This window comes from Desulfotalea psychrophila LSv54 (assembly GCF_000025945.1).
In the GTDB taxonomy this organism is placed as follows: Bacteria; Desulfobacterota; Desulfobulbia; order Desulfobulbales; family Desulfocapsaceae; genus Desulfotalea; species Desulfotalea psychrophila.
In genome coordinates, this window is sequence record NC_006138.1 from 791,353 (window position 1) to 805,000 (window position 13,648).

Annotated in this window: 12 protein-coding genes and 1 pseudogene (1 of these 13 cut by a window edge); 9 read left to right on the forward strand and 4 right to left on the reverse strand. The window is 46.2% G+C overall.

The genetic code is table 11. The features are described from left to right. Positions 1-9 precede the first annotated feature (9 nt). Both radC and hemW read left to right on the forward strand, forming a co-directional pair. Positions 10-759, forward strand: a complete 750-nt coding sequence (gene radC, locus DP_RS03600; RefSeq protein WP_011187960.1) for a RadC family protein — start codon at positions 10-12, stop codon at positions 757-759. Beyond that, positions 759-1,886: a radical SAM family heme chaperone HemW gene (gene hemW / locus DP_RS03605; protein ID WP_041277591.1), complete on the forward strand. Its 1,128-nt coding sequence runs from the start codon at positions 759-761 to the stop codon at positions 1,884-1,886. The genes radC and hemW overlap by 1 nt, the downstream gene beginning before the upstream one ends. Positions 1,887-1,916: 30 nt before the next feature. Here hemW and DP_RS03610 read toward each other — a convergent pair whose 3' ends face one another. Continuing rightward, positions 1,917-2,420, reverse strand: coding sequence for a CYTH domain-containing protein (locus DP_RS03610; RefSeq protein ID WP_011187962.1), 504 nt, complete (start codon positions 2,418-2,420; stop codon positions 1,917-1,919). A gap of 4 nt (positions 2,421-2,424) precedes the next feature. Next, positions 2,425-3,033, reverse strand: a complete 609-nt coding sequence (locus DP_RS03615; RefSeq protein WP_011187963.1) for an EI24 domain-containing protein — start codon at positions 3,031-3,033, stop codon at positions 2,425-2,427. 286 nt (positions 3,034-3,319) lie between these two features. On the opposite strand from DP_RS03615, the gene radA reads away from it, so the two are divergent. The 5 genes from radA to DP_RS03640 all read left to right on the forward strand — a co-directional run bounded on the left by radA (position 3,320) and on the right by DP_RS03640 (position 9,279). Continuing rightward, the gene (radA, locus tag DP_RS03620) at positions 3,320-4,675 is read left to right on the forward strand and encodes a DNA repair protein RadA (protein WP_011187964.1); all 1,356 of its coding nucleotides are present in this window, start codon (positions 3,320-3,322) and stop codon (positions 4,673-4,675) included. Positions 4,676-4,720: 45 nt separating this feature from the next. Next, a complete protein-coding gene (locus DP_RS03625) occupies positions 4,721-5,989 on the forward strand; it encodes a cyclic nucleotide-binding domain-containing protein (protein WP_011187965.1) in 1,269 nt (422 codons plus the stop codon). A 77-nt stretch (positions 5,990-6,066) separates the two neighbouring features. Further along, positions 6,067-7,014, forward strand: a complete 948-nt coding sequence (locus tag DP_RS03630; protein WP_011187966.1) for a vitamin K epoxide reductase family protein — start codon at positions 6,067-6,069, stop codon at positions 7,012-7,014. Continuing rightward, positions 7,015-7,725 (forward strand): orotidine-5'-phosphate decarboxylase, encoded by a 711-nt coding sequence (gene pyrF / locus DP_RS03635; protein WP_011187967.1) that lies wholly within the window; start codon positions 7,015-7,017, stop codon positions 7,723-7,725. A gap of 96 nt (positions 7,726-7,821) precedes the next feature. Next, positions 7,822-9,279 (forward strand): TrkH family potassium uptake protein, encoded by a 1,458-nt coding sequence (locus DP_RS03640; protein WP_011187968.1) that lies wholly within the window; start codon positions 7,822-7,824, stop codon positions 9,277-9,279. Positions 9,280-9,321: 42 nt separating this feature from the next. Here the strand turns inward: DP_RS03640 and trkA are convergent, their stop codons facing one another. Then, positions 9,322-10,728 (reverse strand): Trk system potassium transporter TrkA, encoded by a 1,407-nt coding sequence (gene trkA, locus DP_RS03645; RefSeq protein ID WP_011187969.1) that lies wholly within the window; start codon positions 10,726-10,728, stop codon positions 9,322-9,324. Positions 10,729-10,791: 63 nt separating this feature from the next. Next, positions 10,792-11,703: an HTH-type transcriptional activator IlvY gene (ilvY, locus tag DP_RS03650; RefSeq protein WP_011187970.1), complete on the reverse strand. Its 912-nt coding sequence runs from the start codon at positions 11,701-11,703 to the stop codon at positions 10,792-10,794. 249 nt (positions 11,704-11,952) lie between these two features. On the opposite strand from ilvY, the pseudogene ilvC reads away from it, so the two are divergent. Both ilvC and nfsB read left to right on the forward strand, forming a co-directional pair. Beyond that, positions 11,953-13,426: pseudogene (ilvC, locus tag DP_RS19100) on the forward strand (ketol-acid reductoisomerase). Between the two features lie 196 nt (positions 13,427-13,622). Then, positions 13,623-13,648 carry the 5' portion of an oxygen-insensitive NAD(P)H nitroreductase gene (nfsB, locus tag DP_RS03660; RefSeq protein WP_011187973.1) on the forward strand. The gene runs 631 nt beyond the window's last position, so the window shows 26 of its 657 coding nt (coding positions 1-26); its start codon is at positions 13,623-13,625; the stop codon falls past the right edge of the window.

A 13,648-nucleotide genomic window follows, 5' to 3' on the forward strand; every position in this document is an offset into this window, starting at 1 on the left:
GTGTGACCCATGGCGGAGAAAACAACAAAAGAGAATTGGCAAAAAAGGGGAGCAGGGCATCGTGATCGTCTGCGGGCAAGGTATTTTGAGCGTGGCTTGGATGGTTTGAGTGACGCAGAAATAATAGAATTGCTCCTCTCTTTTGGTACACCTCGTGCTGACTGTAAGCTACAGGCTCGCGCACTTCTGGAAAAGTACACAAGTTTTGCCCGAGTCCTTGAGGCGAGCCCCGTCGCTTTGCAGGAGGTAAAGGGGGTTGGTCCCAAAAACAGCTTTGCCATCTCTTTTATTCATGCCGTGGCGGCCAGGTATCTGCAATTACGCCTGGAGGGAAAATCCTATCTTCACTCTTCGACTGAGGTAGTAGAGTATCTCAGCTACCGTATGCGGGGCTTGAAAAAAGAGGTCTTCTGCGTTGTCTTTCTTGATTCTTCCCATGGCATTATCTGTTCAGAGATTATTGCCGAGGGTAGTCTTACTGTAAATACCGTCCATCCTCGGGAGTTGCTTGTTAAGGCCTTGGAGCATCATGCGGCTGCCCTGATTATATCCCATAATCATCCCTCTGGTGCTCTCTTGCCGTCGCCTCAGGATATTCAATTAACCAGACTGCTCTACTTTCTCTGCTCTTCTATGCAGATTCAGCTACTTGATCATATCATCATCGGTGATGGTGCCTATAGTTTTGCCGATCATGGTCTTATGCTTGAAACGCAGAGAGAATGTGCCAAGACCATGGATATTTTACAAAAAAGCTAATGTCATCCCTCTATTTGCATATCCCCTTCTGTCGAAGTAAGTGTCGTTACTGTGCCTTTAATAGTTATTCCGGTCAGGGTCATCTCTTTGTGCGCTATATTGCCGCCCTTAAACGGGAGCTCTCTTTCCTCTTTTCGGAGTATGGCGGACGGCCGTTGGACACTGTCTTTTTTGGTGGTGGCACGCCAACGGTTTTAGGTGCTGCCGGTCTGGTGGAGATTCTCGATCATTGCCAGCAACTCTGGGGCTGGAGCAAGCAGGCTGAGATTAGCACGGAGGCAAATCCTGAAACGGTGAGTGCCGCTGATCTTATCCTTCTGCGTAGGGGCGGTTTTAATCGAATCTCCTTTGGCGTGCAGAGTCTTTCTGATCATGATCTTCTCTCCTTGGGGCGGGCTCATTCTGCAGCCAGGGCTATTCAGGCCCTGGAGGATGCTCGGCAGGCAGGATTTGATAATATTAACCTTGATCTGATGTCAGGTCTGCACGGTCAGTCCTTGCAGGATTGGCGTCGGGTGTTGACCGAGGCGCTGACTCTTAAGCCCGACCACCTCTCCGTATATCAGCTGACCCCTGAAGAGGGTACTCCCTATTATGATGATGTGATGGCGGGGCGGGCCCTTGTGCCGGAGGATGATTTGAGCCTGGCCATGGATGCTCTGACCTGGGAGATGTGCCGGCAGGCGGGACTTGCTCAGTATGAGGTGTCCAACTATGCCCAGTCCGGGAAAAAATGCCGACATAATGTTAACTACTGGCTGAACAGTGACTCTCTTGCTGCGGGTGCCGGCGCGGTGAGTTTTAACGGTGGGCAGCGGGCAAGACGTCTTGAGGATCCGGCAGAGTATTGTCAATGTGTCGAGGCAGGTCACTCTCCCATTGTTGAGAGTGAGGAGCTGGACCGCGAGGCCTCTTTCCGGGAAACGGTTATTGTCGGCCTGCGTATGATCGAGGGTATTGAAATCCAATCCCTTCAGGACAGATATGGAATAGATCTGCCAGCCTATTATGGAGTGGTACTGACAGGTCTGTTGGCGGCGGGCCTTGTTGAGCTGGCCGGTGGTTTTTTACGTATCACAGACCAGGGCCGGCCACTCTCCAATCAAATACTTGAAAAACTTGTTTAGTTTTTTAGGTATTTGATCTTTTCTGCTCTGCTACTCCTCTGTTATTCCCTTGCCCCACTGAGAATATGGATATTCGGACAGACTGGCATTGTAGTATCTTTTGTCGCTGGTGACCTCTTCTCCAATCCAGGGCGGTAAATCGAACTCTTGATCTTCAGCCTCAAGCTCTATCTCGGCCATTAACAGTCCTTCATTTTCTCCAAAAAACTCGTCCACCTCCCAGGTAAAGCCCCGGTATTCAATGCAGTAACGTTTTTTATGAATAATCGGGCCGCTACAGAGATTTTTCAGGAGTTCTTCGGCATCTGCCTTGGGAATGCTGTACTCAAATTCTAATTTGGCAGCAGAAATTTTTCCATCTTTAACAGCCGGTCGGCCCTTGATGGTGAGGTAGGCACCTGTTTCGGTGATGCGTACCCGTACCGTTTTTTCCGGACTTTTACTGAGATATCCTTGGCTGTAGATCTGCCCACTTGCGCCTTCTCTCCAGCTATCGCTAGTGAGGAGAAACTTTTTTTCTATTTCGATTGCCATCTGTTTAAGCCTTTTTTTGGGGGGAAATTTCAATTGCCACAAAGTTGAGTGTAGCATGGACAGTCATAAGGGGGAAGAGGAAGGCCATGCCGAAAATATTGATAACGGGAACTAAACTGATAAGTGCAGGGAAAATGCCTAAACGTAGGGAGATAAATGGGTTGTTTCGTAACCAGGAAAATTTTCTGCCAAGGGACCACTGTCGCCTGGATGCGGGATAGTCTATGAAAATAAGTGTAGAGTAGAAGGTATAGAGAAGAATGACCAGGGCCTGGCCGAGCAGGGGGATAAAGTTAAGAGAGAAGGCCACCAGGGTGACCACTACCCCGAGCAGAGCTATTTTTGCGCCTTCCCAAAGGTCACGCAGGCTGCCTTTGAGGGTGAACGCTGCATCTGGATCAAAATGACTGCCAGCATAAATTTTTTCTGCCGCGTGGCTGAGGAAAAAATAGCCGGGACTGGTAAGGGTATAGGCAATAAGAAAGGATAGGTAGAAGCAGATAATACGGGTACCAATGAGGTAGAGCCATCTTAAAGCCCCAAAAAAATAATCTTTAATGATCTGCCACCAGGCCAGACTACTTTGACCGGAAGTGAAAAAGTTTTTCCCCAAGTGCGTCGATATAGGCTGTCATGTAAAAAAATGATATTCCTGTAATGATGATGGTGAGGGCGCTAAGCAACAACGACCAGGCAAAAACCTTTCTGTTTTTTAGCATAAAGGCAAGGGAGCTGGTGATGGGTATCCATTCTCTTGTTGTGGGTGATTTTCTGAGCATATTGTTGTTTTACCTGAATTTTGATCGTAAGCCATTTCTTGAATGAAATCTGTGGATGCTATAATCCTTCAGTACCAATACTATAAAAAGAAAAATCGGTAAAGCGGCTAGGGGCAGAGGATGAATGGAAAAAGGGAAAAGAGTATATTTATCTGTACAAAATGTGGACATAACAGCGGGAAATGGTTGGGCAAGTGCCCATGTTGTGGCGAATGGCAGAGCTTTGTGGAAAGAGAGCATCGCGCCAGTAAAACGTCAGTCTCTGCATCTCAGCCAGTGCCCCTTCAGCGGAGTTCAGAGCAAAGTCTCAGACGTCTTGCAACTGAGATAGAAGAATTTGATCGAGTTCTTGGCGGGGGTATTTTACCGGGGGCTATGATTCTTATTGGTGGCGAGCCGGGGATAGGTAAATCTACTTTATTATTGCATATTCTTTCGGAAATTGCCTGCCAGGAGTTGCCTGTGATATATATATCCGGTGAGGAGTCTGTGGGGCAGATAGAGATGCGGGCAATGCGTTTGGGTATCTTTAATCCACTTATTTATCTTGCCACGGAAAACAGGGTAGAGGCTATTGTTGAAATCGTCAGAGAGATGAGGCCTGCTCTTCTGGTCATAGATTCGATTCAGACTCTGGTTTCGGCCGCAATATCCTCATTGCCTGGTTCCATAAATCAGGTGAGAGAGTCTGCTGTTCAGCTTCAGGCCTTTGCGAAGGAGAACAATGTTCCGGTTATTTTGGCAGGGCATGTCACTAAGGATGGTGGCCTGGCAGGACCTAAAGTGCTTGAGCATATGGTCGATACAGTACTGTATTTTGAGAGTGATCGTGGTAATGGCCTGAGAATACTTCGAACGGTAAAAAATCGTTTTGGCTCAACCAATGAGGTGGGTGTGTTTGAGATGAAGGAGGAGGGGCTGGTGCAGGTGGCCAATCCCTCTGAGATTTTTCTTGCAGAGCGCCCTCTTGGTGAGCCTGGCTCAATTGTTCTTCCTAGTATGGAGGGTACCAGGCCTATTCTGGTGGAGGTACAGGCTCTTGTCTGTCCCTCCACTCTCGCCATGCCCCGGAGAACTGCCGTTGGTGCAGATCCTCAACGTCTCTCTCTTCTCTGTGCAGTGCTTGAAAAAAAAGTTGGTCTTGATATGCATAGGCATGATATTTTCCTTAATATTGTTGGTGGACTTCATGTTGTTGAGCCAGCTCTTGACCTTGGGGTAATCTCTGCCCTGGCATCGAGCATGCTGGGAAGGGTTGTTCCTCCCACAACCCTTGTCTGTGGTGAGGTGGGCTTGACCGGTGAAATCCGTGCTGTGGGGCACGTTGTTTCACGTATTAGAGAGGCCGAACGCCTTGGCTTTACTCGTTTTATTATGCCAAAGAGTAATGCAGAACGTCTGCTAGGTCAGCCTGGGATAGAGTTAGTTGGCGTTGCCACGGTTTCTGCTTTGCTTGAAGTTTTGTTTGAAGGATGAGATGAAAGAGAGAATGATAATTGATTATACGTTTAAGGTGGGTCTATGGCTGCTCAGATAAAGATAAGTGATGAACGGCAACGTCAGGCTGTTATTATGATGACTGATATGGAGCACTACTCCTTTGCCACGGCAGCGATGTCTCCTCAGGAAATTTGTAAATTTTTACTTCAGTATCATGGTACTCTTCAGGATATTGTTGATTTGGAGGAGAGCCATCCGCTGGAAATAGAGGCAACGGCAGGTGATGGCTGTCTTGTTATTTTTGACAGGCGAGCGGGTGAAGATATTGCTGCTACCTGTGACAGGGCCGTGCGGGTAGCCATGCGTCTGGCTGAAGCCATTGAAAGTAATATGCTACCGCCAACACGTATGGGAATTGTTTTAGGAGAGGTTCTGGAGGTAAATCTTGGCAAGCGCTTCGCAAGATTCGGTGCAGATTTTTCTGTGGCCAATAGACTTGAAGGGCTCTGTGGTTATTTTGGTTGTCATTTTCTTATGGATGGCGAGGTGGCGCAAAGACAGAGCGTCTATAGATATAATCTTGTTAATATGGGTAAACTTAGTCTTGCCAGTATCTTTCATCCAGTAAATATCTATACAGTATATAAGCCAGGGGTGCAAAATTGGCCACGAGATTTGCCCGAGGAAGATCTTCTGACCTTTATTCAGCTGAAAAATGAGGCAATGGAGCTTTTTTCGGGCAATCCTGAAACAGGAGTGGTGCCATTTTTTCCTCATGTGCGGGAGATGCTCTTGGCTGCCCAGGAATTTTATCTGGGAAAAGTTGGAAAAAAAGATAAGTCAATTTATCAGGTGCTTAAATATATTAATGAAAATCCAGAGCCCAATGGTGGCTTTAATAGAGCAGGCATGGAGATGATTGAAAAAAGGCGAGATGATTTTGGCAGGAGGATATTTCATATGTCCTGTGGGTTTTTAAAGTCTTTGGATCATGATCTCTATATAACCCTTGTTGAAGAGATTGAGTGGGAAAAGTTTTTCAAACTCGAGTGGCGCCTGGAGGGAGATGTACTCATCACAATTGATTCTATTGCCGATGGTGTCTATTATCTGGAAAGTGGCTTGGTTGAGGTTACCGATGCCAATGGGGAGAATATTGCCTCTCTTGAGGCAGGAGATGTGTTTGGTGAAATAGCCTATCTGGATGAGGCACAGCGAAGAACGGCAAACGTCGTTGCCGAGACCGACGTCGTGCTCAGGAAAATTTCATCTGCAGACTTAGAAAAATTCCCTGTTATTAAAAGAATTTTTGAGAAAATAGCCAAAAAGAGGCTAGCGCAGAACAGCTAATAGTTTTTGCCAAGAGAGCTTGAGCATAGACTATTACTCTCTGTTGTCGGGCCTAAAATTTAACCAGAAAAAAAAATATGTTGAATCTAATCATTGTCCTTATCGGTATCTTGGTGACGGGAACGCAGACAGCGCTTATTTTTTTTGGCGAACAGGCCATCTGTTTTAATGAGGGTTGCGCTGTGGTGGAGAGTTTCACCAAGGTTCCTCCGGTTATTTTCAATCTTGCCGGTTGCCTTTACTTTCTTCTGATTTTCTATACCTTTTGCCGGGCCAGATCTGGTTCAGATGGTTGGCGCCAGTTGGCCAGTCTACTTTTGCTGGCAGGGATGGCAGCTGAAGGTGTGCTCGTTGCCTTTCAATATTATATTGTCGATATCTTTTGTAGCTATTGCTTAATTATTTGTAGTTTGGTATTTGCTCTCAACCTTATAGCTGGCCTTAAACAGTTTTGTCGGGGCATCGTGGCTTTTGTTGCTGTCCTGGTCGCTTTCTCGGTTCTGCAATTCTCTTCTCCAGGTGGAAATATTTCTCTGGAGGGAGGTGTCTATGCCCGCCTTGCCGGTGATAGCGGTGCAAAAAAGATGTATCTCTTTTTCTCTGAGACCTGCCCGCACTGTGAGGAGGTTATTGCCACCATAAATGAGAGTAATACCTGTGAGATTGCCTTTAATCCTGTGGGGGTGATCACCGATTTTCCTCTGGAAAATGCGGTTGTTAAAGATGGATACAGGGCTGAGGGTAATGTGGCATTTCTTGCATCTCTGGGTATTAGGGAGATCCCTGTCTTGGTGATAACAGGCCCTGGCGGGGCAGAGGTCCTAAAGGGAAAAAATCGGATAGATGATTATTTAGATAAAAACTGCAGGGGACAATTTTCAGGGGAATCTTCCGCGCTAGAGAGTCGTATGAGCTCTGTTCTTTCCGATGGAGAGACCGATTTTCTTTTCTTGGAAGAAGAGCAAAATTGTGAAGTTAATACTAATGTTGATTGCAATGATTTGAATAAAAATGGTGAAAATTAGATGACAAATATCCCGCTTAATGAACGAGTAATTGTAGCACTTGACCTTGACTCACCTGAAGCAGTTAAAGAGATGGTGAAAAAGTGCGAGCCTGAGACGAATTTTTTTAAGATTGGTTTACAGGTCTTTATGAATAGCCATTTTGATACCGTTGACTGGATTCTTGATCGAGGTCATAAGGTAATGCTCGATTTGAAATTTTTTGATATTCCTGAAACGGTAAAACTGGCCATTGAGCAGGTAAATCAACGGGGCGTTTCCCTGGTAACCATTCATGGTAATGACCCTATTATCAGGGCAGCTGTATCGGCTGCCCGTGGCGATATGAAGTTGCTTGCCGTAACTGTTCTTACCAGCTTTGGCGAAGAGGATATGCGAGCCATGGGCATGACTGGAAGCATAGAGGATCTGGTTTATTTCAGGGCGAAACGGGCCCTTGAATTGGGTTGTGATGGCGTTGTTTCTTCAGGGCTTGAGGCAGCACGTATGCGTAGAGACTTGGGAGAGAAACTCTTGATTGTGACTCCCGGCATTCGTCCCGGGGCAAATATCAGCGATGGATCAGATGATCAAACGCGCATTGTTACCGCTGGTACTGCCATAAAAAATGGTGCCAACCATGTTGTGGTTGGGCGTCCTATTACAAAATCTGCTGATCCGGCTGCTGTTATTGCCATGATGAAGGCTGATATTGAAGCATCTTGCATGTAGCATTTCACAGCCCCGCGAAAGTAGCTCTTCGCCATTCCAAATAATAAATATCAGTCCCGGCCTGGTCCGTGGCTGATATTTTTACTCCTAGAGATTATGAACCCTGCATCTATAGCCAATGTTTTTGGTGCACTTTTACTGGTAACAGGCGGTTCTATGCTGTTACCGATTATCTGTGCCCTCTGTTACAACGATGGAGATGTTAAGGCCCTTTCCATTTCCGCTCTTATTATTGTGGCGGTGGGTTTGCCTTTAAAGAGAGTTTTTCGTAATCATGATACTCTTTCGATTCGGGACGGTCTTTTTATTGCCTGTTTTGGTTGGGTTGTTATCTCTGCTTTTTCCGCCCTGCCATTTATGATCCATGGAACAATACCATCATTTTGTGATGCCTTTTTTGAGATGATGTCCGGCTATACCACCACGGGCTCAACGATACTCACTGATATCGAAAAGGTACCCCATGGCCTGCTTTTTTGGCGGAGCCAGACCCACCTTCTCGGAGGTATGGGTTTTCTTACCCTGACTATTATTTTTCTTCCCCATGGAGTGGGGGGGGCCCGTATTTTTCGGGCAGAATCCAGTCCGGGGCAGGTGATCACCGGTGATCGCTTTATGGCCCGTAACCGGGATACAATGGTCTTTTTGTGGGCCATTTATCTGGGCCTTAATATCCTCCAGACCCTGCTTCTCTATCTGGGAGATATGTCCCTCTTTGATAGTCTCTGCCATGCCTTTGGAACCATATCAACCTCTGGCTATTCTACCATGAACGACAGTGTAGGTGCCTTTCATAGTAGCTATATAGATTGGGTGACAATTGTCTTTATGATTCTTGGCGGGGTGACCTTTGTTCTCTTTTATGAGGCGCTCAGGGGTAACTGGCGTAGTGTTATCGACAATACAGAATTTCGCTACTATCTCGCTGTCCTCCTCTTTTTTTGTTTGAGTGTGAGCTGGATTTTGTATGTAGATGGTATCTATGACTCTTTTCCGGATGCCCTTCGCTATGGCACCTTTCAGGTAGTTTCGATTCTGACCACCACCGGTTTTGCTACAGCAAATTACCTGACCTGGCCCCAGAGTACTCAGCTGTTTTTAGTAATTGTCTGTTTCATCGGTGCCTGTGCTGGTTCGACCACCAGTGGTATTAAGATTGTCCATTATGTGCTGATCTTCAAACATATGTATGTTTCGATAAAGCGCATTTTTCTTCAACCCATGTATGTTTCAACCACACGACTCAACGGTAAACCTGTTGATGCCTCCGTGGTCGATCTCGCTGTCTGCTATTTTATCGTTAATATTTTGATGGTATTTTTTGGTGGGATGGTGATGATTTTGCTTGAGGATATTACTGCAGTGACTGCCTTTAGTTCCGTGGTCGCAACCCTGATGAATATTGGCCCTGGTTTTGGTCAGGTGGGGCCCGTGGATAACTTTGCCTTTTTCAGCGATACAGGGAAGTGGTTTCTTGCCTGGAATATGTTGGTGGGGCGGTTGGAGATGTTCTCCGTCCTGGTTATATTTTATCCCGCATTTTGGAAGAGATAGGCGTCTGCCAAACAGGTCTTCAGACCTGCTTGGCCGGGACTCCTATGCGCTAAAGACCTTGCGTACGATTTTAAGGTCTTTGGATGCGCAAATGATCAACACTCTCTGCTTCGCCTCTATTTGGGTATCTCCTATACCAATGTCCCAGCCATTATCATGATAAACGGCTCCAACTATCATTTTTTTCAGGTAGTAGGGGTCGAGCTTTGCCAGGGGCTTTTTGGTAATAATGGATTTTGGTGCGGCTATAAGTTCTACAACCTCTGCATCAAAGCCGTGTAGGTGGACAACTGCCTGGAATTCTCTTTTACGAATATATTTGAGTATTTCATTGGCTGCCATGATCTTCTTGTTAAGGGCAATATCGGTACAGGTAGTTGCCGCCAGCACCAGATAGTCCTCCTTATTAACAATGGCTATGGTTCGGGTATCGGCGACCTGCGTCTGATCTTTTTTCTGTTTAATAAGATGTTTAGCCAGCAGTGAGGTCATGATATTGGTTTCATTTTCGCCGGTTAAACTAATCAGGGTGTTGGAGCTGAATAGTCCCGCTGTGATAAGCACCTCTCCATCGGAGCCATCGCCATTGAGGATTTCGGTGTTGGGCAGACTAAGGGAGAGTTCCTCTGCTCGGGCCTCGTTTTTCTCAACAAGGGTCACCTGCACGGATTTTTCAAGTAGACTGGCAACTCGTGTTCCCACCCTGCCTCCGCCCAGAATAAGTACCTTATGTTGTTTGTTTTTTTTGTTCCCCATCAGCTTCATCAGTTTGGGAAGATTATTCTTGTGAACCATGATAAAGAGGTGGTCGTCTGGCTGGAGTTCATCTTCGCCACTGGGGATGATTGTTGCAATACCACGGGCAATGGCTACAACCCGGAAGTAGAAATCGCTATGGATCTGGGCAACTTCTTTAAGTTGTTTGTAGACCCAGGGAGAGAGGTCGTTGACCTCTGTTGCCCAGAGCTCAATTTCGCCATCGGCAATTTCTATAATTTCATGTCCGGAATTACGCTCAACGAGCCGGACAATTTCCTGGGCGGTGAGCTCCTCCGGGTAAATGCTTAGGTCAAGCTTGAGGTCTTTGGCAGTAATAATCGAGTCGGGGTTACCAAATTCCAAGGAACGAATACGGGCGATTTTTTGTCGAATACCAAACTTATTGGCGATAAGGGAGGCCATCATGTTTACCGCATCATTATCGGTTACGGCAATGAGATAGTCCATGCTCCCGGCACCTGCCTCACGCCAGCATCCCATGCTCATGGCATCGCCTTTGATGAAACGGGCATCGATCTGTTGACTGGCCATGGCAATCATTTTGCTGTCTTGTTCTATGATGGTGACGGCGTATTCTTCATCAACTAATCGTTTTGCAAGATAAAAGCCCACACCGCCAAGACCTAGAAGAAGGATTTTCTCGGTAGGACTTCCCTTTTTAAAGAACATAATAAAGATCCTTGGTAAAAAATAGATAAAGAGGAAATAGCTTTGCCAATAATGATTTTCCTGTCAATTTCCCCAACCATAGCTGAGAGGCATATTTTGCCTGTAGAGTGATGCGACCTGCCAAAAGGCATCGACTATTGGTTCCTTTAATTTCTTTGTTGTTACACAGGCCCCGACGGAAAATGGAGTGAGTCTGGGATAGACCTCTGTTACCGTTACCTGAGAGGCAAGTGGGCTCTTTTCCATGACCAGTTGCGGGACAACACCTGCTCCACAGCCCATACTCACCATGGCAATTATTGCCTCATTACCAGCTACCTGGGAGTATATATTAGGATGAATATTTTTTTCAGCAAACCATTTGTCAGTCCGTTGTCTGCTCAGTCCCCTGTTGGGCATGATGATTGGTGTTTTTTGCCAGTCTATACCCTCTTCTCCGACAATAATAGCTTCGGTGAATTGGTTGGGGAGAATAAATATAAGTGGCGTTTGCAGGAATTCAATAAATTTTAGATTTTCTGGTTGCTTATCGGGGAGGGCAATAATGGAAATATCTGCCTCCTTTGCATTAATTTTTTGCTGAGCCTCGGCGGCATCCCCTGTCTCAATACGGATGCGCACTTCGGGATGTTCGTTTTTAAACCTGCGAAAAATTGTGGGAAGAATAGAGAGAACAGCGGTGACAGAACAGTAGAGGGATATCTCTCCTTTGAGGCTTGTCTGCCCAGTAAGGTGGTTTTGTAAGTCATTCCAACGCTCTATTGTTTCGTCGCAATAGGAGCAGAAGGTGAATCCTGCCGCGGTGAGCTGAACAGAGCGGTTGTCCCGCTGAAACAGTGGTTGGCCGATTTCACCTTCAAGTCTCTGGATGGTGCGGGTCAGGCCGGACGGTGTGATATGGCATTCCCTACTTGTCTTGCCGAAGTGGAGAGAGTGTGAGAGATGACGAAAAAGTTTTAATTCCCTGATGTTCATGGCCTGTTCCTGTGCCTCATCTCAAGATAGGATGAGCTGTTATTTTACCAGTGTTGCAAAAACTGCAATATAGTATAACGATTAAATCACTTGACGCAACAGGATAATTTCAATATACCTTAGGCTGATGTGAGTGTCTCATCGAGGTTTATGGCCTCTCGTATGGGATTGGATGGAAGTTGAATCTAGTTTTGTACTAGAGACAAGCCACTTATTATAGAAATAGAGCAGTAGCCAAAGGAGATAACAATGGGTATCAATTATTTTAACACCTTACCACTTCGCCGTCAGATTGAAGAGCTTTCTAAATGTCGTTTTATGGATTCCTCCGAATTTGCAGGAGTTGAGGCTCTGAAGGGCAAAAAAATAGTTGTTGTTGGCTGTGGCGCTCAAGGGTTGAACCAGGGTCTTAATCTTCGTGATAGTGGTCTTGATGTCTCCTATGCGCTCCGTGATTCAGCCATTGCCGAAAAGCGTCAGTCATGGAAGAACGCTAGTGAAAATAGTTTTACCGTTGGTACCTACCAGGAAGTTATCCCCACGGCGGATCTTGTTATCAATCTTACTCCAGATAAGCAGCACAGCAATGTGGTAACTGCTGTTATGCCTCTGATGAAAAAGGGTGCCTGTCTCTCCTACTCCCATGGTTTTAATATCGTGGAAGAGGGTATGCAGATCCGTGAGGATCTCACCGTTGTTATGGTGGCGCCAAAATCTCCCGGTACCGAAGTGCGTGAAGAATATAAGCGTGGTTTTGGTGTTCCTACCCTGATTGCCGTTCACTCAGAAAATGATCCTAATGGTGAAGGTTGGGATATCGCCAAGGCATATTGCTGTGGAACAGGTGGTGATAAGGCAGGCGTGCTTGAATCTTCCTTTGTCGCCGAAGTAAAGTCTGATCTGATGGGAGAGCAAACCATTCTCTGTGGTATGCTCCAGCGCAGGTTCTATCCTCTGCTTTAATAACATGGTTGAGGGCGGTCTTGACTCCGGCTATGCAAGTAAGCTTGTCCAGTATGGTTGGGAGGTTATTACAGAATCTCTTAAGCATGGCGGCGTAACAGGTATGATGGATCGTCTCTCTAATCCGGCCAAGATAAAGGCTCATCGTCTTGCCGAGGAGATCCGCGAGATCCTTACCCCGCTCTTTAAAAAGCATATGGATGATATTATCTCCGGTCACTTTTCTGAGACCATGATGGCAGATTGGGCAAAAGATGATATTAATCTTCTGACCTGGCGTAAAGAGACCGGTGAGACCGCCTTTGAAAAGGCTGTAAACACCGATGCAGAGATAAGCGAGCAGGAGTACTATGATCGCGGTATTCTTATGGTTGCCATGGTAAAAGCTGGTGTTGAGCTTGCCTTTGACACCATGGTTGCAACCGGCATTAAGGATGAGTCCGCCTACTATGAGTCTCTGCACGAGTTACCCCTTATCGCCAATACCGTTGCCCGCAAGAAATTGTATGAGATGAATGTGGTTATCTCTGATACCGCTGAGTATGGCAACTATCTCTTTGCCAATGCAGCAATGCCACTGCTTGCAGATCTTATGGCCTCTGTGGAGACCGATGTGATTGGCAAGGGTCTCACCTCTGAGGATAATGGGGTGGATAATATCGAACTCATCGAGGTAAATGAGGCAATTCGTTATACCGCCGTTGAGATAATTGGTGAAGAGTTACGCTCTTATATGAGTGCGATGAAACCTCTTATCTAGTAAGAGGCGTAGGTATGTGGTGAAAAGGGGCGTGATGATTGATCATCACGCCCCTTTTTTCGTTTCTATTCTCTTTTGTTTGGCCTTAGCCCTGTGCTAACATCTCTGTACTGGCTTCTATACTATATAGGTAGCTCCAGAAATCTCTATATTATATAGGTAGGCCCCCAAGGTCCCTTAACAGAGAGGTGTTGCTATGACAGAGATAGAAAATTTATTACA

Coding starts and splice junctions, on each gene's coding strand:
- radC (WP_011187960.1), top strand. CDS start 10: ATGGCGGAGAAAACAACAAAAGAGAATTGGCAAAAAAGGGGAGCAGGG.
- hemW (WP_041277591.1), top strand. CDS start 759: ATGTCATCCCTCTATTTGCATATCCCCTTCTGTCGAAGTAAGTGTCGT.
- DP_RS03610 (WP_011187962.1), bottom strand. CDS start 2,420: ATGGCAATCGAAATAGAAAAAAAGTTTCTCCTCACTAGCGATAGCTGG.
- radA (WP_011187964.1), top strand. CDS start 3,320: ATGAATGGAAAAAGGGAAAAGAGTATATTTATCTGTACAAAATGTGGA.
- DP_RS03625 (WP_011187965.1), top strand. CDS start 4,721: ATGGCTGCTCAGATAAAGATAAGTGATGAACGGCAACGTCAGGCTGTT.
- DP_RS03630 (WP_011187966.1), top strand. CDS start 6,067: ATGTTGAATCTAATCATTGTCCTTATCGGTATCTTGGTGACGGGAACG.
- pyrF (WP_011187967.1), top strand. CDS start 7,015: ATGACAAATATCCCGCTTAATGAACGAGTAATTGTAGCACTTGACCTT.
- DP_RS03640 (WP_011187968.1), top strand. CDS start 7,822: ATGAACCCTGCATCTATAGCCAATGTTTTTGGTGCACTTTTACTGGTA.
- trkA (WP_011187969.1), bottom strand. CDS start 10,728: ATGTTCTTTAAAAAGGGAAGTCCTACCGAGAAAATCCTTCTTCTAGGT.
- ilvY (WP_011187970.1), bottom strand. CDS start 11,703: ATGAACATCAGGGAATTAAAACTTTTTCGTCATCTCTCACACTCTCTC.